The sequence below is a fragment of the Bartonella sp. TT119HLJHH genome (genome assembly GCF_042193385.1).
Lineage (GTDB): Bacteria > Pseudomonadota > Alphaproteobacteria > Rhizobiales > Rhizobiaceae > Bartonella.
Map to the genome: position 1 here is coordinate 47,275 of NZ_JBHILS010000009.1, position 23,634 is coordinate 70,908.

Annotated in this window: 17 protein-coding genes; 13 read left to right on the forward strand and 4 right to left on the reverse strand. The window is 35.9% G+C overall.

Features of this window, described 5'->3' with window-relative positions; genetic code table 11:
- Nucleotides 1-6 precede the first annotated feature (6 nt).
- Both ACFIJL_RS06215 and ACFIJL_RS06220 read left to right on the forward strand, forming a co-directional pair.
- The gene (locus ACFIJL_RS06215) at nt 7-1,380 is read left to right on the forward strand and encodes a glutamate--cysteine ligase (RefSeq protein WP_375623529.1); all 1,374 of its coding nucleotides are present in this window, start codon (nt 7-9) and stop codon (nt 1,378-1,380) included.
- Nucleotides 1,381-3,444: 2,064 nt separating this feature from the next.
- Entirely contained in the window at nt 3,445-4,800 is a 1,356-nt protein-coding gene (locus tag ACFIJL_RS06220; protein ID WP_375623531.1) for an L-cystine transporter, read from the forward strand.
- 7 nt (nt 4,801-4,807) lie between these two features.
- On the opposite strand, the gene ACFIJL_RS06225 is transcribed toward ACFIJL_RS06220, so the two are convergent.
- Nucleotides 4,808-5,686: a methyltransferase gene (locus ACFIJL_RS06225; RefSeq protein WP_375623533.1), complete on the reverse strand. Its 879-nt coding sequence runs from the start codon at nt 5,684-5,686 to the stop codon at nt 4,808-4,810.
- A gap of 196 nt (nt 5,687-5,882) precedes the next feature.
- Here ACFIJL_RS06225 and ACFIJL_RS06230 point away from each other — a divergent pair, with 196 nt between their 5' ends.
- Entirely contained in the window at nt 5,883-6,668 is a 786-nt protein-coding gene (locus ACFIJL_RS06230) for a ComF family protein (RefSeq protein ID WP_375623535.1), read from the forward strand.
- A gap of 47 nt (nt 6,669-6,715) precedes the next feature.
- Nucleotides 6,716-6,973: a glutaredoxin 3 gene (gene grxC, locus ACFIJL_RS06235; protein ID WP_375623537.1), complete on the forward strand. Its 258-nt coding sequence runs from the start codon at nt 6,716-6,718 to the stop codon at nt 6,971-6,973.
- A gap of 17 nt (nt 6,974-6,990) precedes the next feature.
- Here the strand turns inward: grxC and ubiG are convergent, their stop codons facing one another.
- Complete coding sequence (gene ubiG, locus ACFIJL_RS06240) at nt 6,991-7,734, reverse strand: bifunctional 2-polyprenyl-6-hydroxyphenol methylase/3-demethylubiquinol 3-O-methyltransferase UbiG (protein WP_375623539.1); 744 nt, start codon at nt 7,732-7,734, stop codon at nt 6,991-6,993.
- Nucleotides 7,735-7,923: 189 nt separating this feature from the next.
- On the opposite strand from ubiG, the gene ACFIJL_RS06245 reads away from it, so the two are divergent.
- The gene (locus tag ACFIJL_RS06245; protein WP_375623541.1) at nt 7,924-9,180 is read left to right on the forward strand and encodes an aspartate kinase; all 1,257 of its coding nucleotides are present in this window, start codon (nt 7,924-7,926) and stop codon (nt 9,178-9,180) included.
- Between the two features lie 2,611 nt (nt 9,181-11,791).
- Here ACFIJL_RS06245 and nhaA read toward each other — a convergent pair.
- Nucleotides 11,792-13,144, reverse strand: coding sequence for a Na+/H+ antiporter NhaA (gene nhaA / locus ACFIJL_RS06250; RefSeq protein ID WP_375623543.1), 1,353 nt, complete (start codon nt 13,142-13,144; stop codon nt 11,792-11,794).
- Between the two features lie 146 nt (nt 13,145-13,290).
- Complete coding sequence (locus ACFIJL_RS06255) at nt 13,291-14,997, reverse strand: hypothetical protein (RefSeq protein ID WP_375623545.1); 1,707 nt, start codon at nt 14,995-14,997, stop codon at nt 13,291-13,293.
- Nucleotides 14,998-15,351: 354 nt separating this feature from the next.
- Between ACFIJL_RS06255 and ACFIJL_RS06260 the strand changes: the two genes are divergently transcribed.
- The 8 genes from ACFIJL_RS06260 (at nt 15,352) to ACFIJL_RS06295 (ending at nt 23,591) form a co-directional block, all read left to right on the forward strand.
- Nucleotides 15,352-17,124, forward strand: coding sequence for an SLC13 family permease (locus ACFIJL_RS06260; RefSeq protein ID WP_375623547.1), 1,773 nt, complete (start codon nt 15,352-15,354; stop codon nt 17,122-17,124).
- 573 nt (nt 17,125-17,697) lie between these two features.
- The gene (locus ACFIJL_RS06265) at nt 17,698-18,369 is read left to right on the forward strand and encodes a tetratricopeptide repeat protein (RefSeq protein WP_375623549.1); all 672 of its coding nucleotides are present in this window, start codon (nt 17,698-17,700) and stop codon (nt 18,367-18,369) included.
- A gap of 4 nt (nt 18,370-18,373) precedes the next feature.
- Nucleotides 18,374-19,798 carry a ribosome biogenesis GTPase Der gene (gene der / locus ACFIJL_RS06270; protein WP_375623551.1) on the forward strand — a complete coding sequence of 475 codons (1,425 nt, stop codon included), beginning with the start codon at nt 18,374-18,376 and terminating at the stop codon, nt 19,796-19,798.
- Between the two features lie 1,094 nt (nt 19,799-20,892).
- Nucleotides 20,893-21,324, forward strand: coding sequence for an AtpZ/AtpI family protein (locus tag ACFIJL_RS06275; protein ID WP_375623553.1), 432 nt, complete (start codon nt 20,893-20,895; stop codon nt 21,322-21,324).
- 7 nt (nt 21,325-21,331) lie between these two features.
- Complete coding sequence (locus ACFIJL_RS06280; protein ID WP_375623586.1) at nt 21,332-22,090, forward strand: F0F1 ATP synthase subunit A; 759 nt, start codon at nt 21,332-21,334, stop codon at nt 22,088-22,090.
- A 54-nt stretch (nt 22,091-22,144) separates the two neighbouring features.
- The gene (locus tag ACFIJL_RS06285) at nt 22,145-22,375 is read left to right on the forward strand and encodes a F0F1 ATP synthase subunit C (RefSeq protein ID WP_005773968.1); all 231 of its coding nucleotides are present in this window, start codon (nt 22,145-22,147) and stop codon (nt 22,373-22,375) included.
- Nucleotides 22,376-22,518: 143 nt separating this feature from the next.
- Nucleotides 22,519-23,085 (forward strand): F0F1 ATP synthase subunit B, encoded by a 567-nt coding sequence (locus ACFIJL_RS06290; RefSeq protein ID WP_375623556.1) that lies wholly within the window; start codon nt 22,519-22,521, stop codon nt 23,083-23,085.
- Between the two features lie 11 nt (nt 23,086-23,096).
- A complete protein-coding gene (locus ACFIJL_RS06295) occupies nt 23,097-23,591 on the forward strand; it encodes a F0F1 ATP synthase subunit B (protein ID WP_375623558.1) in 495 nt (164 codons plus the stop codon).
- Nucleotides 23,592-23,634 lie beyond the last annotated feature (43 nt).

Below are 23,634 nucleotides of genomic sequence, written 5' to 3' on the forward strand. Positions count from 1 at the left end.
TAAGTTATGGCGCTTGATATAACCGATGAAAGTGAAATTTATAACTTAGATTCCTTGGTTAGCTATTTCCAAGGGGGGTATAAAGCAGAAGATGATTGGCGTATTGGTACAGAACATGAAAAATTTCCGTTTTATAGAGATGGTTTTCTTCCTGTTCCTTATGAAGGTGAGAGAGGAATCCGAGCGCTTTTAGAGGGGATGCAAAGCGCTTTAGGGTGGGAACCTATTTTAGATGAAGGGAATATTATTGGGCTCGTAGGATCAGTTGATCAGGGGGCTATTTCTTTGGAACCAGGGGGACAATTTGAATTATCTGGTGCACCATTAAAATCAGTAGGTCATACATATTACGAGTTGATGAAGCATTTAACTCTTCTCAAGAAAATTTCAGAACCATTAGGTATAGGTTTTCTAGGTCTTGGAGCTAGTCCAAAGTGGACTTTGGCTGAAACGCCGAAAATGCCTAAGTCACGTTACCAGATTATGACTGATTATATGCCGAAAGTGGGGCATAATGGTCTTAATATGATGTATCGCACATCAACAGTTCAGGTTAATCTTGATTTTTCATCTGAAAGTGATATGCGGCGAAAAATGCAAGTATCTATGAAGCTACAGTCTATTGCGACCGCATTATTTGCGAGTTCACCTTTTACAGAAGGACGCCCAAATGGCTTTTTATCTTGGCGTTCTGAAATTTGGCGTAATACGGATAATCAGAGGACAGGCGTTCTCCCCTTTATATTTTCTGAGCGTTTTGGTTTTGCTGATTACGTTGAATGGGCCCTTGATGTTCCAATGTATTTTGTTGTGCGGGATGGTCGTTATTATGATTGTACACATATAACATTTCGTCAGTTTATGAATGGAGCATTAAGAGGAGAAGTTGCAAATTCAATTCCAAACATGGGAGATTGGATTAATCACTTATCAACGTTATTTCCTGAAGTCCGCTTAAAAAGATTTTTAGAAATGAGAGGAGCTGATTGCGGTTCTTGGAAGCGTATTTGTGCGTTGTCAGCTTTTTGGGTTGGGCTTCTTTATGATAGAGAAGCACTTAATGAGGCAGAGGCTTTAACAAAAGATTGGTGTTTTGAAGAAGTTTTAGAGTTGCGCCAACATGTTCCCCAAAAAGGATTAAGAACCCCTTTTCGTCAAACCATTCTTTTAGAATTAGCACGTCAAGCTCTTGCTATTGCACGCAAGGGCTTAAAAAATCGCAAACAGTATGATGAGAATGGTTTTGATGAAACAAATTTTCTTAATCCTTTAGAAGAGGTTGTTGCAATGGGGCAAACAGATGCTGAAAAATTGTTGTCTTATTACTATTCTATTTGGAATGAGTCTGTAGAACCTGTATTTTTAGAATGTGCCTATTAAATTTTAGGCAAAGGCGCTTTGTACTTTTTAAAAAATGCATATCACTGTGGGAGGCATTCACCAACTTGTCTTAGAGAGAATATTGTCCCTTGCTTTCAACCTTTCTCATAAGGGGTACAATACAGAGCTCTTTTGGGCACTGTTATCTTTATATCCAGATTAATACTGTCACGATATCTCTGTAACCTCAATGTTGTATCTTTATCCTAAAGATAGATCATAGGAGATATATTTAGCTGGTTATCAAATATTTTTATCCACTTGGCTCATCACGCTGATGGATAGGTTTGAAAACAATATTTTTCACTTTTAAAAGGGATAAAAAAATATAATTTGCGTTTAATATCTTGCTTAATGTTAGAATAATAAATGATTATAACTCAATATACGATGCTTATATGAACACGAAGTATTTTGTTTTGTGGAAAAAATACAAAACCTTAGTTGTTGTGCTGGTAAGCTACAAACACTTCTTTTGTTCGTTAAAAACATAGAGTGTGCTGCGTAACTTTTTATTGCTTCCATTTTTTATTAGCCAGATCTCATGAGGATTCTTATTCTTTTTTTATCATTATACGATATAATTATACTGTCATCATGTAGACAATCGCTGTATTTTTAAAATGGGTAAGGGAATTACAATGTTATTAGTTTTTCTGAACACATCATTTGTTTTTTTCGGTTAATATCAGTTGGAGAATCTAAAAATTTTCTACATATTCAGCCATCAGATCATTAAAGTCTGTTTCAAGTTTTGCGAGAGAAGCATTTTTTCTCAATGAATCAAATTAGTATCATATTTAATTACTGAGCAGATCTTTGTCTTTGGATTATTTGCCAAACAACAGTATACAGTGTTCACAAAAGACAAGTATTGTGTGGTAATGCTTTAAAATATCCAATTATGAAGGTTCAATTTGTAGTTCCATTAAATATTTTTTTACGATACCTTATCATATTCTGTAGATGTAACAAGATATTGATTATAAAGATAATATGGCGTTATTTATATTGAATTAGACCCCCCAATACCATAAGATTCTCTTATTTCAAATCTGTTTATCTTGATCAATCAAAATCACTTGCTTGTACGTCACAAGTGGGGCTGGCGTGTGGAGAAAAAACTATAGAAGAAAGGACTAAAAATGCTGCTTATAAACCGTTTTAATACAAGGGCTGTCGGGCACATTGAGGGCTAAAATATAACGATGATGCCAGCTTGTGACAAATTTTATTGTACTCTGAAAGACTTCTATATATATATTCTTTTGCTATTTCCTCTTTTTCGCGATATTCTGAATCTCTATAGTTTTTATTGAGGTGTGATTGATAAAGTTCATTGTACAGATTCAGATCTATTCACTTTGATATATCCAAATGATATTAATACAGAAAACAAAGGTATTAGAGAAGCTAAAACAATAAATGTTACGGTACGCTTTTGAGTGATTTAATGCCTTATCTTCGATCAATAGTCGGATATTGAATATAGCTATTATGACGATTGATATCAGTTAATGTGGTTATATCAAATGAAATATATGATATTTTTGTTGGTATTACATTTCAATAGGCATTGTAGCTTTCAAAGCCCGCTACATTTACGATTTTTTTGTTATTGAGAGCGCAGTTCATAAAATTAGCAAAAGTAGCTTGTTGGTGTATTTTCTAGAAAAATCATGAATGTTCGATTGTTAATTCATCCTTGCTTGGAAAACTCTTTTTAATTCAAATAGCAAAAGAGAGTGATAAGGGCATTTATAGGATAAGATATGTTGGAACTATTCAGTATTAAGATGCAATGAATGTTGTTTATACTTCTCTTTTTTAATTATTTTTAATGAGAGTGTAAATTTAAATAATAGGAAAGTATTTTTATTTATTTTCTTTAAACCGTTATTAATAGATAAAAAATTCTCTTTTAAGCTATAAATTGAAAAAATAATGATCTTGTAAAAGCCTTGTAAGCTTTATACTTTAATTTCAGATATTATGCATTGATTTTGAATTATGCATGTTATTTACGTCATCATAACAATAGTGAATATGGACTGGGCATAGACAATGACATTTAATTTTTTCATCAATTTGTTTTTATTTGTTATTTTTTTACTGTGGGTTGCCCAAAGTAAGAGAATGCAATGGAGTCTTTCACTACGTGTTATGCTAGGGCTTATCCTTGGCTTGATTTTTGGAAGTGTTTTGCAGTTTATTTATGGAGAGGGTGAAAGCACTTTATTGAAATCCGTTGAATGGTTTAACATTGTCGGTGAGGGCTATATTTTATTGTTGCAAATGATTGTTATGCCATTGGTTTTTATCTCTATCGTTTCAGCAGTTGCTCATTTACATTCTGTTTATGCTGTTGGAAAGATGAGTATAATAACAATTTCAATATTGCTTTTTACAACGGCTCTTTCAGCATTGGTTGGTGTGCTTGTGGTTAATTTTTTTGGATTAACAACCGATGGTTTGGTGCATGAAGGGCAAAATGTTTCTGCTCTTCTTGAAGGTCATATTTCTAAACTTGGAGATATGAATATACCAAAGATGATTTTGTCTATGATTCCTAAAAATCCATTTGCTGAGTTGAGTGGAGCTAAACGTACGTCAATTATCAGTGTTGTTATTTTTGCATCATTTTTAGGTGCATCGGTTCTCCTTTTAAAGAAAGATGAGCCAGAAAAAGGAGAAAAAGCGCTTTTATTTATTCAAGTGGCACAAGCTTGGATTATGCGGTTAGTCCGTATTGTGATTGCTTTGACACCTTATGGTATTTTTGCACTTATGACAAAAGTAGGAGCAATATCGCGTATTGCAGATATTTTAAATTTACTGGTTTTTATTATTGCTTCTTATGTCGGTATTATTTTAATTTTTGGAATTCACGGTGTATTGCTTGGTATTTCTGGAGTTAATCCCTTTCGTTTTTTCAAAAAGGTTTTACCGGTTTTGACATTTGCTTTTAGCAGTCGTTCAAGTGCTGCAAGTATTCCTTTGAATATTGAAGCACAAACACAGTGGATAGGTGTACCACAATCCATTGCGAGTTTTGCAGCTTCTTTTGGGGCAACAATTGGACAAAATGGTTGTGCTGGTCTTTATCCAGCGATGCTTGCGACCATGATTGCACCCTCTATGGGTATTAATCCTCTTGATCCGACTTGGATTGCTACGCTTATTGGTGTTGTAACATTGAGTTCTATTGGTGTTGCTGGTGTGGGGGGAGGTGCTATTTTCGCTGCATTGATTGTGTTACCAATTATGGGGCTTCCTGTTACTTTGGTTGCTGTACTTATCTCTATTGAACCGCTAATTGATATGGGACGGACCGCTCTAAACGTGAGCGATTCAATGATAGCTGGAACGGTCACCAGTCAAATATTACGGACAACAGATAAAAGTATTTTTAAAAAATAATTTTAGATTATGTTTTTTTAGTTTTTAAAACATTCGTAAGAGATATTTGCGCTGAACCAGGTTGTAGGGGTTTTTGTTGGTTGGGATGAGGAGCCCAACCAGAGAGCCAGATAAAAGAAAAATGTGCACGAATACGTCCATCAGGATCACTAAATTGTTGTGCATAGATTTCAGCTGCGCGGAGAAAAAAACGTTTGGATACAGGGCGTCGTGAACGATTGATGAGTGCATTTTGCATTCCCATAGCTTTAAGATCGTGCATAAGGTCAAACATTGTATTATAACGTATTGTGATATCTTCAACGTCTGCTACAGGCAGGGCAAAGCCAACACGCTGTAAAAGAGCGCCTGCATCACGAATGTCGGCAAAAGGGTAGATCCTAGGGCTTGCTCCACCATAAATTTCACTTTCAGCTTGCAGCAGGCTTTCCCGCAATTCTCTTAATGTACCAGCTCCTGCCATAACAGCAAGAAATAAGCCATCTGGTTTAAGGGTATTTTTTATCTGGCTTAGAACACCAGGGGTATCATTGGTCAATTGTAATGAAAGAAGTGAAACAATAAGGTCACAGTAACTTTGAGGTAAATCAAGAAATTCTCGATGACGTAAATAGAATTTTTTATCATGGCTTTGATAAAGCGTATCGGTTTCAATGCGTTCTATGGAACAAACTTTTCCAGATTTCATTAAAGCTTGCGCAGCAAGGTCTGTATGGCTGTGTAAATCAAGAGCTAATGTAAAGAGGCGATCAACAGTGCTAAGACGTTTATAGAGATCTTCTGCCATGTGAGAGAGTAAAAAGTCATATCCTTTTTTTGCTTTTTGGAAAGCGCGTTTGCGGAATTGTTCAATGCGGTTATGATCAAAAATTAAAGGATGCGACATATTGTGGAACACTTTCGATCTATGAAAGAATATATTTTGAAAAGGTTCATTATTTGTGCAAGCTCTGTCAAGTTTATAATATGAAAGAAAATAAATTTATAGAAGGTAAGAGTTTTTAAAGGAATTAAAATTATAAATTGAGGAAATACAAAGGAACTTTTGTTCTGAGGGAAACTTGTAAAAGCCTAAATTTATAATGTTGTATTTTCGAGAAGCGGCGTTAAATAGCGGGGATATACTAAGTAAGTTCGTTGAACGCTTGAAAACGATGCTTTATCCACCAATTTGTCCTGGATGTAAGCAAAATGTTTCTACTTATGGTACGATTTGCCCTGAATGTTGGAAAGAACTTCAATTTATCACGAAACCTTATTGTCCTGTTATGGGGACTCCTTTTGTTTGTGATATGGGGGAGGGGTTTCTCAGTGGTGAAGCACTTCGTAATTCTTATCCTTTTTCACGTGTTCGCTCAGTCATTGTTCATAAAGGGCTTGCACGAACTTTAGTAACGCGCTTAAAATATGGTGATCATATAGAATTGGCATCATTTATGGCCAAGTGGATGATGTTTGCTGGACGCGAGGTTATTGATGATTGTGATGTTATTATTCCCATTCCATTGCATTTTCGTCGTTTTTGGGAGAGGCGTTATAATCAATCTGCTGAGCTTGCACGTTATATTGCAGCATCACAAAAAAAGCTTTTAAAACCGAGTTGGCTTGTTCGTTGTCGGCATACCCGTCCGCAGGTTAGTCTTTCTTCGAGAGAGAGAAAACTTAACGTAAAAAATGCTTTTAAGGTTTCGCATAAGGTTAAAAAATATCTCAAAGGATGTTCTGTTTTGCTGATTGATGATGTATTTACAACGGGTGCAACGGTTACGGCAGCAGCTGCTACATTAAAAGATGCAGGTGCACGACAGGTTGATGTGCTAACATTTTCGCGTGTTCTCAAAGAAGATTCTATTTTCCCCTCTTCTTAAGAGGAATTTAAAATGAATATTATTAAAAAATATTGGAGGATAATACTATGAAAGAGATAATAATTTATACACGCCCTAACTGTCCTTATTGTACAAAAGCACGTGATTTGCTTAATAAAAAAGGCGTAAAATATACAGATATTGATGCTTCTACATCCCTTCGCCAAGAAATGGTACAGCGCGCAAATGGACGTAATACATTTCCGCAAATTTTTATAGGTGATTATCACGTTGGCGGTTGTGATGATCTTTATGCTTTAGAGGCTGAGGGAAAGCTCAATTCTTTATTACAAGGCATACAATAGTTGTAAATGAGATATTCTTAAGACCGTTTTGCGAGAAGGAGGTAGTTAACGTCCATGTCTTTTGAGCGATTCCAGCTGTCTTTTAATGGGTTATAAGTAATACCTATCTCATCAGTGACAGTTAGAGCGTTTTGTGATAAGAATTTTTTAAGTTCTCGCGGTTTTAGGAATTTTTTATAATCATGTGTTCCTTTAGGAAGCCAACGTAGGATATACTCAGCACCTACAATAGCAAGTCCCCATGCTTTCCACGTGCGGTTGAGTGTTGCAACAAACATCAACCCTTGTGGTTTCAGCATTTTTGCTGTAGCTGCTATGAAGAGATTAACGTCAGCGACATGTTCAACAACTTCCATATTAAGGATGATATCAAATTTTTCTCCTTCATTGGCGAGTGCTTCTGCCGTAGTGGTACGGTAGTCAATTAAAAGATCATTTTGGGCTGCATGAATTTTTGCGACTTCAATATTCGTTTGTGAAGCATCAACGCCTACGACCATAGCACCAAGACGTGCCATTGGTTCAGATACCAAGCCTCCTCCACAGCCAATATCAAGAATTTTCAAATTGTCAAAGGGTGTAAGTGAAGCAGGGTCACGATTAAACTCTAAACAAATTTTTTCTCTGATGTAAGCAAGGCGTGTTGGGTTAAATTGATGAAGAGGTCGAAATTTTCCTTGTGGATTCCACCATTCTGTAGCAATACGTGAAAAGTGATCAATTTCACTTTGATCAATAGTTGTCGGCGTTTTATCTATCATTTTGCTTTCCTTTTATTTTTAATGATCAGGTCAAGTAGATTTTATACAAAGTCAAGAGAAATTAATATAATCATAATGAAACTTGCACAAATGATAGATATTCGCTATGTCGAGAAAATGGTTAGTTGATACAGCATCTAATTCTCATTACTGTTTGAGATAAAAGATGTAAAGGTAAGAGTGTTATTAATGGCGCGCATTGTCATGAAATTTGGTGGAACATCTGTAGCAAACATGGAATGTATTCATAATGTTGCACGGCATGTCAAAAGAGAGGTTGATGCAGGCAATGAGGTTGCCGTTGTCGTATCTGCGATGGCTGGTAAAACAAATGAACTTGTTCAGTGGACGAGAGATGCTTCCTCCATGCATAGAGATGCTCGTGAATATGATGTTGTGGTTGCTTCAGGCGAACAGGTTACTTCAGGTTTGTTGGCTTTGACACTTCAAGAAATGGGGGTGAATGCACGTTCATGGCTTGGTTGGCAAATTCCTATTCATACAGACAATGCGCATAGTCGTGCACGTATTACTAATATTGATGGATCTTTTTTAATCGAGTGTTTTCAGGAAGGTCAGGTTGCCGTTATTGCTGGTTTTCAGGGGTTAGCTCCGGATAACCGGATTTCTACCTTAGGGCGAGGGGGATCAGATACAAGTGCTGTTGCTATAGCAGCGGCTGTAAAAGCTGATCGCTGTGATATTTATACAGATGTGGATGGTGTTTATACAACCGATCCACGTATAGAACCGAAAGCGCGTCGTTTACCAAAAGTAGCTTTTGAAGAAATGTTGGAAATGGCTTCTCTTGGTGCAAAAGTTTTACAGGTTCGTTCTGTTGAATTGGCTATGGTTCATAAGGTTCGTACCTTTGTGCGTTCAAGTTTTGAGGATCCTGATGCTTTAGGCATGGAGGATCCAATGAGTTCTTCTGGAACACTTATTTGCGATGAGGATGAAATCGTGGAACAACAAAATGTTACTGGTATTGCTTTTGCTAAGGATGAAGCACAAATTTCCCTTCGTCGGCTTGCCGATCGCCCAGGGATTTCGGCAGCAATTTTTGGCCCCTTGGCTGAAGAACGCATTAATGTTGATATGATTGTGCAAAATATTTCTGAAGATGGCTCAAAAACTGATATGACTTTTACTGTACCGTCATCAGATGTAGAAAAAGCTGTTGCACTTCTTGAGAAAAATCGTAAAGAAATTGGATTTGATGTTCTCCAATTTGAAAGCGATCTTGCTAAGGTTTCTGTGATTGGTATTGGAATGCGCAGCCATGCAGGTGTTGCAGCTACAGCTTTTAAGGCTTTGGCTGAAAAGGGTATTAATATTCAAGCAATCACAACCTCAGAAATTAAAATTTCTATTTTGATTGATAGTGCTTACACTGAACTTGCGGTTAGAACATTACATGCTGTTTATGCTCTTGATAAGGGATGAGCATTTTTTTAGTTCCAACAAAGCTTTAATATATATTAATAATTTTTGTTAAGGACAATTTATATTTTCAACTTAAATAGAATATTTAATACAGCAAAACTCTCTCATTTTAAACTTATTCATGATGAATTTAAAAATGGTCACTTATATATTACAAGAGAAAGATGTTTGGGTAAAAAACTGTTTAAGAAGGGATATAAAATATGCCGTCTACAAACGTCTTAGAGCCTATAGAGAGGGATCGAGAAGTCTTTACGATAAGCCTTAATAGAATAAGAAGCAATGTAGTGCGTTTATTCAAAGGATGCATGTTGCATGAGGGACAGCCTCGTCAATACAGATTTAATATTATAAATCTTAGAGAAATTGGAGCTCATTAGATTCGTGATGGAATTACCAAAAATAAAATTGATGATGTATTTTCTAGAGATGTTTAGTTTGTCTTCAAATGATTGTTTATGACTTTATGTGTATCTTGCAAATTTAATTTTTTCCGTATTATGAGGCAATAAAAAATCTATCTCTATAGACAATATTTATGTTTACGCTATAAGTTACAAAATTACTATATCTTATGCGTTTATAGCTTCTTCAGAAGTACTTTTCATAAAATCATGTAACTATAGATCAAAATTAATGATAATGTTATAGTGTATTTCTTTTATGATTTTATTACTTAAATTTTTTTCATGTCTATTTCTCTTTTTTGAATTATGATTAAGATTTTCAAAGTTTTCGATACCTCCATATGTTCTTTAGGTTAACTTTCTTCCCTTAACTACTCTATTATAAGTATTTTCTGTGTGATACTGCCAATCATGCATGAAATACATTATTTCGTTTTTGCAGTATATCATGCTAGTTTTTTATCATGTTTACATATTTTGCAAATGGTGGTCTTTGTAAGTAAATCTCTTCTTGTGAGAAATATAGCCATATTATTTTACTCTTCTTGTATTTTATGTGGCGTTGTATAATTTGAAAGTCTCGGAAATATTGCTTTTTAAATTATCTATGAAGAGTATTTTATGGTATCAAGAAATATAGAGCGAGCTCTTTAAACAAAAAGAAAATAAATATCAAATAAGAGCGGGAAAAGGGGAGAACAACGATATATATGCTCTATTTTTCCACCAATCATATGTTTTAGAATAGCCTAAATGACTAGTTTTTTTCCCGCGAGTTAATTACGTAAACTAGAGTGCTCCCTATGGAAACATGCTTCAAGTTTAATTCTTTCATGGAGTGAGACAAGCGATGTGTCGATGATAAAAAACGGGAATATTTTTCCACTCCATTGTCAATTTAGTAGTGATGTTATGACGTTGTTATTCCAAATAAATCTTTTGTTTTTTGTTACCTGTATCAATATCTAATGTCAGTGCAGATGCATATTTGATGGTATATTGAGACGGATAAGGGGCCTACGAGCAACTCCTGTTTTTGTATGCCAGATAGGAATAAGGATGTTGCGTATACCTAGTGGGGTAATTTCTGAAATGGAGATAAAACCTAATTGGGGGAGAATATGAAGCCATAAAAGTGAAAACCAGCTTCCATTTTACAACTTCCTTTTAATTCTGCTTTACAACTTTCAAAGGGATTGACAGCAATATCTTTTAAATAATGGATATTACACATTGGTTTACGTTTTTGTTTATTGCGTTATTTAAATCGTATATGCCTTTCACATAAAACAAAACGCTATTATAGTGTTAATTTATGCGCTTGTTTTGAAAAAATATATCTCAATTCCTCCAAGTCCATTTCACGGCACCGACCTGAATGGTATAACGGTAAAGCCATTGTGCGCCCCATCTCCTTTACTTAGATCAAAGGTGTCAGTTTGTCGTCATCATTTAATTTTTAGATTTCGTGTTGAACAACTCTTGTATGGATATGGTGAATCAGTCTTCTTTCTTCAAATAATCCATACTCTTCCTCAGCTTGTGACGTGTAAGAGAATAGTCTTGATTGATTCATCATATACAGATTTGAAATAAGAAAATCTTACGATATTTGGACTCCATTCAAGATTTATAATGACAAATCAAATATTTTTATCCCCAAATAATGTGCTTTTAAGAAGATAAAAATTAAAGTTATTTAGAATACCGCAATAAAATCAGAAACGAGGAAGGTGGTTTATTAGGAAAAATAAGCCATGGAATTACTTAACTGATTATTGAACTTTTCTTATTCTTATCTTTTCTTATTATTAAAAATAAGATATTGATTTATAATAATTAAATTTTTCTTTATAGTGAATTATAGTCCCAACTAAAGACAGCTTTTCTGAAACCACGAAGCCTTTCATATTGAAACAATTAAAATCATTTTTGTGCACACCATGAGTGGAGTCGGTGCATGAGTAAAAGAATATTGAAGAAAGGAATAAAAATATCTCTTATGATTCCTCTCGAGTGTCAAAGGTTGTTGCAACATTAGAGGCTAGTAAATAGTATGATGATGTTAGTTTTCTCCTTCATAAGTGTAAAGATGAGGCGAGACAACGGATTTTACATTAAATATCGTCCAAATCGAACAAATGGGCAAAATTACTTTTTAGAATTTCTGCATAAAAATGTATTTTCAGTTAGTTTGTTAGGAACTACTGAGAAATTCCTTTATCGCGCTTAATATAAATAAATCCATATCCCAGACCGATAAGGGCAGATAAACCAGAGCCACAAAGGACCCCAATTTTTGCCGCATCAAGCAGAATAATATCTTTAAAAGCGAGCATTGAAACAAAGATAGACATTGTAAAGCCAATTCCTGCTAAAAAACCAATGAGTAAAACACCTGTCCAGGTCATATGAGGGGGGAGGCGGCATAACCCTGATTTTACAGCTATATAACTGGCAGTGATAATACCAAGAGGCTTACCGATGAAAAGACCAATGACAACACCTAGAACAATCAAGAATGATTTGTCAGAAGAAAGATCAAAGTTTGCAAAACTTACTCCTGCATTTGCGAAGGCGAAAACTGGCATGATAACGTATGCAACCCATGGATGCAATGCTTTTTGAACACGTGTTACTGGGGCAATCATGGCCCGTTGTCCTTTGCGCATCTTTTTTAATGCTGTTGAAATATGATGCAGATCTGTTTTTGTATTTTTTTCTTGAAGAATTTGCATAGCGTTACTGAGCATGGTGAGTGGCGCTACAAGAGTACGGGTAGGAAGAACGGGAGTCATCATCCCTAAGATTACGCCAGCAAGCGATGGGTGAACGCCTGTTACCATTAACCCCCACCAAATGATTGCACCAGGTAAAATGTAAAGCCATGCTGATGCAAGCCCGATCCACTGAAAAAATAGTACCAAAGCAATACCCGCTCCTGCAATCATTAAACCGCTAGGATCAATGTTTGTTGAGTAGAAAAAAGCAATAATAAGAACAGCGATAATATCGTCAATAATCGCTAATGATAGAAGAATAATATGAAGATTAGAAGGAATTTTTTTTCCGAGAAGAGCAAGAATACCTAGAGCAAAGGCAATATCTGTTGCTGTTGGCACAGCCCAACCGCGCATATGTCCCTCGTTAAAATTGAAGATAAAGTAAATAATTGCAGGAACACAAACGCCCCCTATTGCAGCAACAATTGGTAAGATTGCTTGTTTAAAATCGGCAAGAGCCCCTTCATGAATTTCGCGTCGAATTTCCATTCCTGCGACGAGAAAGAAAATAGTCATAAGGGCATCATTAACCCAGAAATGTAAATCCCATGAAAGAGTGAAATGACCCAAATTAAAGCCAAGAGGTGTATGCCAAAAAGATTCATAGAAAGCAGCATATTTAGAATTGGCAAAAATAAGTGCAGAAGCAGCAGCTAATAAAAGAACAACACCGCTGAGAGCTTCAATATGGAGAAAACGCTCGATAGCAGAAAGCGCTTGATTGGTGACACGAGAAGCGCGATTAGGCAGGCGATTTGAAGATAAATCAGACATGAACAACTCCAAGCATCGACAATTTTAGATTCTATATTCTCTGTATAAATGACTCTGTATGATACCTTCTGTATCATATAAAAGAAAAAAGAGGAATAAAGTTCTTAATTTATAGGTAAGATCATCATATTTAAAGCACAAAATGTTTAAGGTGATGTTTCATTTTTAATAGTGAGATGTACTTTGCTTAAAGCCTTGGATAGATCATTTTGTAGAGCAGATTCGAGATCAACTATTGCGAGACCTTTATTATCATTTGCTTTAATTTTAACGATCAATGTTTGTGGATTTTTAGCAAATTCTCCTAAGGATTTTGAAATTTTTTCTGCTTCGGCATGATTTTTTATCAGAATTTTTGGGGTCTGCGTCATCATTAGATAGAAATCGTCATAAAGTTCCTTTTTTAGATCGTGTTGGCTGTCATTAAGATTTTGCGCAAGATAAGAAAAAAGCTTATCAATGAAACCTGCATCCGTATATTGTATATCAATTTCATTGATGCCAAGGTCTTGAGACGCAGCAATCATTATATTTTTCTGACCAGAAAAAAGCTTTTCATCAACATCAATAACCTTAGCCGAGATGTTCCCAGATCCAACGTTTTTCATATTGAAAGACATTGTATCAAGAAAGAGCATACGTTTTTTTTCATCGTAAGAAATATCAATTTTTCCTGAAACATTAAAGCGCTCAAAGTTCAGATTTTTGAAGAACTCTAAGTCTTTTTCATTCATTTTTTTAGGTAAAACGGAAAGGTTATTGAGAGAAAGAAAAAGCTTTTTAGGGATAGGTTGTTTCCACAAACTTGGTTTGAATTGGAATGATTCGAGCGTTGCTTTCAACTGCGGTATATCAACGGTGATATTATCAACTTTGGCATCCGCTGAGGTAATGGCGAGCAGTATGTTTAGAAGAAGACCATTTTGTGCTACTTTTTCAGCGATTTTATTATTCTCTTTTCTTGCATTAAGATAAGCTTTGATTAATTTTTCAGGAGTTTGTTCAAGCGGTTTCATCTTTAAACCAGATGTTTTAAACTGTCCAAGGAAGAAAGAGCTATTTTTTTCTGCTTCTTCAAAAATATCGACACTTATATTATTCAGAGAAATGGGGCCAGTAACGGTTTTACCTTGATTGAGAGCATTGTTTTTTCCAAAAATGATAGAGTAGGCATAGTTTATGTCGATATCATTGGCTTTTATTGTATCACTTTTAGCCATAAATTGCATCTGTTTGGTACCATTTGCTACGACTGTTTTAAGATCCATATTTTTGATACTAACTGAATGGATATGGTTATTTTTAAAATCAGAAAGCTGGAAATTCTTGATTTTAACCGTTTCTGTTCGGTTATTTTTATTTTCTATAGAAAGTTGTATATTGGGAGCAATAATTGAGGAAAGCTCAATACGCATCATTGATTGTAAAAGACGTGATGTTATCGTTCTATCTTTTTCTTTTAAGGATACATTCCGAAGAGAAATTTGGGGGATTTGCACATGAATATCATTATGCTTTAAATCAACATTATAAAATGTAAAAGTTCCGGGAATAAAGGAAAGAGGAGGACGGGCAGAAATGGCACCAATTTTAAGTGATGTACCAGCTGGAACGGGTAATGTCACATTCTTCAAATTGACTTTACCTAGAATGCTTACTTCAGATGTTTCGGCTTTTATGGCACGACGGGCTATTTCTTTTCTTACAAAACTGTCAAGATAAGGTTTTGCAATATAAAATCCCCCAACAATTATAATTGCCAAGATAGCAACAAATCCAATAATGCAAGTGAGCCAATATCTGAGGTTACTTTGATACCCACTACTAAGATTGACCATTCTTTCTTCTTTCATTTTTATCACTCTTTGAATTAAGAGTGAAGATAAATTCTTTTAAGCAACGACAAAGGTTTAAATATAGCGTGTACCAGTTTCAACAATTATCTACTCTCTATATTAGAGTTATTCTCATCTTTTTTGCAATATAGCTTTATCAACTTTTATCAATTTTCTTTGGGTTCAGCACTTTATAGAAAAGCACGCATAATAAGGAGAGGCAGGTTTATGCGCATCATAATTTTTTATCACTTTTAAATTATCTTAAAATATTCCGATGTCTGCTTTTATCTTGCTGCTGTTTACAGGAATATTTAAAACATAACAGATATGTTTTTGTTCATTATAATTTAATGGGGAGAAGTGAGTGTTATGACAGAAAATCAAATAATGGCCTTTTTGATCATTGGTCTCATGATGGTTGTTTTTATTTGGGATCGATTTCGTTATGATCTTGTTGCTATTTGTACATTATTGATAGCTTGTGCTACTGGTCTTGTCAGCCCGAAGGAAGCTTTTAGCGGTTTTAGTAATGATATCGTTATTATCGTGGGGAGTGTGTTTGTTGTCAGTACTGCTGTATCTCGCTCTGGTATAATGGAATTTATTATTCAACGGATATGGCCAGACGTGAAATCGGTGCGTCTTCAATTAGCGTTTTTGGTTCTTGCTGTTGTTGTATTATCAATGTTTGTTAAAAATATTGGTGCTTTAGCTATTATGCTTCCAATAGCTTTTCAGTTTGCTCGTCGTTCTCAGGTTTCTCCTTCTGTCTTTTTGATGCCCATGGCTTTTGGTTCTTTGTTGGGGGGGCTTATGACACAGATAGGAACATCTCCCAATGTTGTTATTTCAGCGATGCAAGAACGTTTAACAGGAACACCTTTTACTATGTTTGATTTTACACCAGTTGGTGCGGTTATTGCGACGGTTGGTGTTTTATATTTGGTTCTTTTTTATTGGCTTTTGCCTGTGCGTGTGCGTTCAGGTGTATCGTTTGATGATGCCATTGATATCCGTAATTATGTTGCAGAAGTGCATATTCCAATAAATTCACCGATTGTGGGAAAAAATATTGTTGATTTGGTTAAGCCATCAAGTGGTGATGTTATGGTGATTCAAATCATCAGAAACAAAGTATCTATTTCACCATTACCAGATTTTGTTTTGTCTGAAAATGATATTATTTTGCTGGAAGGATCACATACAGGGTTAGATAGCGTGATGAATTCTGCTCGTTTAGAGTTTTCTAAGGGGCGAACTATTGCTGCAGGTGATAAGGACAGTGATATTGATATTATTGAAGCAGTCATTACCCATAATTCACCTCTTATCGGTATTAGTGCGAAAGAGTTTTCCTTATTTGATCGCTATAATGTAAATTTGCTTGCGTTAAGTCGTCAACATGAAAGGGTGCGGGGAAGACTTGATGATATTATTTTCCATCTTGGAGATGTGATTGTTTTGCAAGGACAGGATGCAGTTATTCCCAAATTATTAAGAGAATTGAAATGCTTGCCCCTAGCAAAACGAAATATTGTGTTTGGAAATTTACGACATGGTTTCATCTCGTTAGCTATTTTATTTATAGCAATTATTTTTACAGCTTTTCATATTGTTCCAGTTGCTTTTTCTTTCTTTTCTGCTGCTGCTGCAATGGTGATCTTTCGTGTTTTGCCCGCACGTGATCTGTATCAGGCATTAGATGGTCCAATACTAGTGCTATTAGCGGCTCTTATTCCAGTGAGTGAAGCGTTAGAGAAAACAGGATGTACGGATCTCATTGGTCAATGGCTGAGCCAATTAGCAATATTTTTCCCGCCATCTGGTGCTTTAGCGCTTATGTTGGTGACAGCTATGTTGGTCACGCCATTTTTGAATAATGCAGCAACAGTGATGATGGTCGCACCAATTGCGTCAAGTTTTGCTCATTCCCTTCATTATAAGCCTGAAGCTTTTTTGATGGCTGTTGCAATTGGTGCGGGATGTGAGTTTCTTACACCTATTGGACATCAAAGTAATATGCTCGTGATGGCGCCAGGAGGATATCGTTTTAGTGATTATCCACGTTTGGGGGCTCCGTTGGCGGTGTTGATCGTTATTGTTGCTGTTCCAATGCTTATGTGGGTTTGGCCATTACAATAAGATATTTTTAGAAACTTTAAGGATCAATTACAAAAGGTTGTTAATCGTATGAAGATAATAAGTTGAAGGGATACACTTTATATAAAGAGCTTTAACTGAAGATTTGGAATTATACTGCACTTTCATCATGGCGCTTCGGTGTTTTTGATACAGATAAAAATTTATCTATTTGGTTTTAGTAGATATTCGTGGAAATTTACTGTTTTTTTAAGAATTGGTTTTTCTATTATAATTCTGTAATCCAATACAACCAACGATTGCGGTTGAAGATTTTAAAAAATTATCCTCTATATAATGGAGAGAAAGTTCGCTTGAGATGATAGGCAATCATGATGAATATTAAGGCAGTGAATTTTTCATAAGACTCAATATATGTAAAAGCTGTAATGTGTACAAATAGGGGCTTACATCATTTTCAATTAAGACTGTTGCAAAAATCTGATTGAATTGGCTACATATTGATTTAAAATAAATAAACGAGCAATTTAAAGATTTTTAGTTAATTAGGACTACCATCTTTATCCATTTATGCGTAAAAGTACAGATAAAGTAACTTTTTTCAAGGTATGATATATGTCGTATGATAGTTTTATTGCTGAAGTTAATGCAGAATTTCGTCAGGAAAAGGCGCTTGCTTTTTGGAGACGGTATGGCTTTTCAATTATTGGAGCAGCTATTCTTTTTATATTCATGATAGTTGCTTATCAAGTTTATCATTATACGCAAATAAAGAAAGCTGGTTATATTGGTGATGCATTTGTAAAAAGTCTTGATCTTGCGGATACACGTGATTTTGATAAAGCGATAAAGCAATTAGAAACTGTTAAAACCTCTCATTTTGGGGGGTATCCTTTTCTTGCTCGTTTACGTGAGGCTTCTTTACTCATGGAGAAAGGTGATATTATTAAGTCAGTGGAGATCTTTGATTCTGTTGCAGCGGATGAGAAAGCACCGCAGATTTTGCAGAAAGTTGCAAAAATTCGGGCGGCTTATATTCTGGTTGATACAGGGACATTAGCTGATGTTGAAAAGCGTATCAAAGATATGGCAAGTGATACCGATCCTATGCGTATGTCTGCAAGAGAAGCTTTAGGCTTAGCTGCTTATAAGGCGGATAAAATGGATGAAGCGGTTTATTATTTTAAGAAAATTTCTGAAGAAGGTGCTTTGGGTTTAAAAATAACAAATCGGGCTCGAATGATGCTTGAGCTTATACAAGCTGAGGGCAAGGCAAATAAGGAATAAATCGATGAGCCTTACCATTGCTATCGTTGGTCGTCCCAATGTTGGGAAGTCAACACTATTTAATCGTTTGGTTGGGCAAAAATTGGCTTTGGTTGATGATAAGCCTGGTGTAACACGTGATCGGCGTATTCATGCGGCAAAACTTCAAGATCTACGTTTTGATGTGATTGATACGGCTGGGCTGGAAGAAGCAAGTGATCATACACTTGAGGGGCGTATGCGTTCTCATACAAAAGTTGCAATTGATGAAGCGGATCTAATTTTATTTGTATTTGATGCAAAGAGCGGAATAACACCAAGTGATTTAAATTTTTCTTCATTGGTTCGCAAATCAGGAAAGCCAATTGTGCTTGTTGCCAATAAGTCTGAGTCAAGAGCGGCAACAGGAGGAGAGTATGAGGCGTGGTCATTAGGTTTGGGGGAGCCGTGCCCAATATCGGCTGAACATGGTTTGGGACTTAGTGATCTGCGTGATGCAATTATAGATGCTGTTGGGTCAGAGCATGTTTTTGGCAACAACAAAGAAGAAGATAGAATGATACAACCTGCATCTGTTGGTGATGATGTAAAGGATTTGGAAGAAGAGGAGCTTATTTACGATGAAAGTAAGCCCATTAGGATTGCAATTGCGGGGCGTCCCAATACAGGAAAATCCACTCTTATCAATAGTATGTTGAAACAAGAGCGATTGTTAACAGGACCAGAAGCAGGACTCACGCGTGATTCTATTTCTGTAGATTGGGAATGGCGTGGTCGTCATATTAAACTTTTTGATACTGCAGGTTTACGTCGAAAATCGAGAATTCAAGAAAAACTAGAAAAACTATCTGTTGCAGATACTTTGCGTGCTATTCGTTTTGCAGAAGTGGTGGTCATTGTTTTTGATGCAACGATACCTTTTGAAAAGCAGGATTTACAAATTGCTGATCTTGTGATTCGTGAAGGGCGTGTTCCAGTTATTGCTTTCAATAAGTGGGACCTTATTGAAAACAGTCAGACCACATTGATTGATTTGCATGAAAAATGTGCTCGATTTCTTCCTCAAGTTCGTGGTTTGAGAGCCGTTCCTTTATCAGGACAATATGGTCAAGGGATTGATAAACTAATGGAAAATGTCATGATGATGCACCGTGTATGGAATCGTCGCATTTCGACGGCTAAATTGAACCAATGGCTTGGAACTGTTGTGGCACATCATCCACCTCCTGCGGTTTCTGGACGTCGACTTAAGGTTAAATACATCACACAGGTTAAGACACGTCCTCCTGGATTTATGATTTCCTGCTCGCGCCCCAAAAGTATGCCCCAGTCGTATTTGCGTTATCTTGTCAATGGGTTACGTGAAACATTTGATATATCTGGTATACCCGTTCGCATATCATTACGAGCCTCTGATAATCCTTTTGCGACACGTTCCAAGAAGAAATGATAACTCTTTAATTTTTTCAGTAACTGAAATCTATACCTAAGAATCTTAAAAATAAGTTTTTTCAATGGTTTCTCGTTTCATAAAATTAAAATTTTATTTGCTAAAGTTTTAATTTTATTGATGATTATTTATCATTAAGCGCTATTGAATAGAGCTCTTTCATCTTGATAAAAATCATTTATTTGCATGTCATGAGAAGAGTGTGATAGGGAGTATTTAAGAAAGAGTCCATAAATTCTCTTAATGGGTTATTTAAGTGCAAGAATAGATGCAATATGAGGGTAGGGGAATATAATTATAATGCTTGTGTGAAAAGCAGTATTAGATTATCGTTTCATAAAAATAAAGCTTATGAATAAGCGCTTTTGCTTACGATAGTTTGTCTGAATAAAAAGCAAAAATACTTGCTAAATCTAACGATATTCAATTGTAAAGAGCGAAGTTCATAAAAGTGGATTAAAATTGTATAAAGTGGTATGGTAATCGTATTTAAATTTTATTGTGTTCTATTAGCTTAATCTATTTGAAATTTTAGATTTATTAATATCTTGTATTTAAAGGAACTTCTCTTAATACCCTCAAGCTCATTTCGTGATGGGACCTGTAACGGCATATGTAAAATACTTTGCAAATAGGATCATATAGAAACCATTGATTATTATCATTTTCATAAAATAAAAAGTGCAAGTTTATTTGAATAAAAGGTGTAAACCAACGCTCTCATACTGTTTTTTAGCTTTCTATGTTCTCTTTCAAAACTAGGATTGATATAACATTGGGAGCCGGAAAATAAGATGGTATCAGTTGACACCTTTCGTTAATCGTAAAAATGGTTGTTCTATGAGTTTTATATTATTCACGGGAACTTTTGGTTATACATTCACGGGTGCTGTCATGAAATCGGTTTAGGTGCTCAGAATATCTTTTTAAGAAAGCATGTAAATTGAAAAATACGTTATTTCTGCAATAAAATTTATACGATAAATTGGTGATAGATTTCTTTTAGTATCTTGACGAATAAATTCGGGAACAATATGATGCGCAAGGTTTTATAAAATGTATTCTTACGTTGCTTTTTAATTAAGGAGCCAATGATGGCGATGGGCGAGAAACCCGTTATGAGCCGTAAGGAGGCTGAAGAAGAAAAGCAAGGAGAGAGTCTTCATTCAGAGGATTTGGAATGTCGTAGTAGGAACTTAAGCGTAGCTTTAGTGCGCAAGCAAGCATTAAAGAAGCGGGAGCATAGGAATAAGCGGGAAAAATCACAAGGAAGGATGGCAGGTGCAATTAAGCTTTCCAGTGAGTTTCTGGCAAGTATTATAGTTGGTATTGTTTTGGGGGTGGGGTTTGATAAGTTAGCAGGTTCATGGCCTTGGGGATTGGTATTTTTTCTCTTCTTTGGGTTTGCTGCTGGTGTATTGAGTATTCTTCGGTCTGTGGGGTATGTTTCCTCCAGTCAATTAGGAAAAAAAGGCGCATTGCGCCAAAAACAAGATAAAGGGGCCAATGAGAGGTCCGATAAATGAGGTTGAAGTGACAGCGCACGCTCCAGATCCTATTCATCAGTTTGAGGTTTCAAGGCTGATTAAGATTTCCATAGGAAATATGGATTTATCGTTTACAAATGTATCATTGTTTACAGTCCTTACGGTTGTTGTAACTTCTATTTTTCTCTTTATTTCATCATCGAGTCGCGGATTGGTTCCAACGCGGATGCAGTCTCTTTCGGAAATGGCATATGAATTTGTAGCATCGACTCTGCGGGAATCATCTGGTGTGCAGGGAATGCAGTTTTTTCCTTTAGTTTTTTCTCTGTTTACTTTTATTTTGGTTGCTAACTTTATTGGTCTCTTTCCTTATTTTTATACGGTTACGTCTCAAATCATGATCACGTTTTCGTTAGCAATGGTGGTAATTTTGACGGTGATTGGTTATGGCTTTTATAAGCATGGGGTCAGTTTTTTGAAACTGTTCGTTCCCAGTGGAGTTCCTGTTGTGGTTTTACCTCTGGTGACAATGATTGAGGTTATTTCTTTTCTCTCCCGTCCAATTAGTCTTTCTCTTCGTCTTTTTGCGAATATGCTTGCTGGTCATATTACGCTTAAAGTGTTTTCTGGGTTTGTTGTTTCAATGATTGGGGTAGGACTTGTAGGTGTGGGTGGTTCGATTTTACCGCTTATTATGACTGTAGCAATTACTGCTCTTGAGTTTTTGGTCGCATTCCTTCAGGCTTACGTCTTTACGGTTTTAACTTGTATGTATCTTAATGATGCAATTCATCCAGGACATTAATAGAACTGGCGGTTTTCCGTCGAATAATGCAATTTTGCTTTAAAGGAGAATAACATGGAAATGGTGCTTGCAGCAAAATATATTGGTGCTGGTCTTGCTTGCTTTGGTATGGCTGGAACAGCTTTAGGACTTGGTAATATTTTTGGTAGCTATCTTTCTGGTGCATTACGAAATCCATCAGCAGCAGATAGTCAGTTTGGACGTCTCGTCTTTGGTTTTGCTGTAACAGAAGCTTTGGGGATTTTTTCATTGCTCATTGCTTTATTACTTCTTTTTGGGGTTTAATCATCATCAAAAGGGTATATCTGTTCTTGCATAAGGAAAGATTTACCCTTTTAGCTCTTAACCAGAGAGATGCCAGAAAAGGTGTTAGTCAGTTATCATCGGTTACAGAGGGCTTTAATAAGCTATTTAAAGGATGAAAGAAGATGTTTGTTTCAAGCGCTTATGCACAGAACACTGAAACGTCGATAGAACATATTAAAAAGGTGGCAGAGCATGCAAATCGTGTGTTTCCGCCTTTTGATTTTGTGCATTTTGGTTCGCATTTTTTCTGGTTGGCAATTTCTTTCGGGCTTTTTTATCTTTTTATCTCTCGTGTAATTGTACCACGTATTGGTGGTGTTATTGAAACACGGCGAGATCGAATCGCATCTGATTTAGATCAGGCAATGCGCATGAAGCAGGAAGCAGACATTGTCGTTGAAACTTATGAGCGGAAATTAGCAGAAGCGCGTTTGAATGCGCAGGCTATAGCGCAGGTAGCTAGTGAAGAATTAAAAGAAAAGGCAGAGCTTGAACGGAAAGAAATTGAAGAGAGTTTAGAGAAAAAACTCGCAGATGCTGAAAAACAGATAGCAAAAATTCGGGATAAAGCGATGCAAAATGTTGGTTCTATCGCTGAAGAAGTAGCTCTTGAAATTGTGAAAAAATTGATTGACATTGATATCAGTAAGGAAGTTGTTCGTTCAGTTATTAAAACTGCGGATTATTGAGGAAGATAAAGATGACTGATACTTTTTGGGCATTTGTTGGGTTAGTTCTTTTTTTGGCTCTTTTAGTCTATTTCCAAATACCACAGAGGGTTATACACCATCTTGATGCGCGCGCGAAACGTATCAAAGATGAACTGGATGAGGCTCTGCGTCTTCGTGAAGAGGCACAGGAAATATTGGCTGAATATCAACGCAAACATGCAGAAGCAGAAAAAGATGCGCAAGAAATTATTGCAGCAGCAAAGCATGAAGTTGAATCTATTATTGCTGAGGCCCGTGCAAAAGCAGAAGAATATGTAAAGAACCGCAATAAATTGGCAGAACAAAAAATTGCCCAAGCAGAAGCAGATGCAATACGCATGGTTTCTTCATCGGCTATTGATTTGGCAATTTCTACAGCACGTACTCTTATTGCAAGGGAAATAGATTCTAACAAGGCAGATGAACTTATTAAAGAGTCTCTTGAGAAAGAATCATTTATCAAAATGAAAACATATCTTAATTAATGATATTTGAGAGATAAAGAACACTCTCTTTGGTTGCATAATT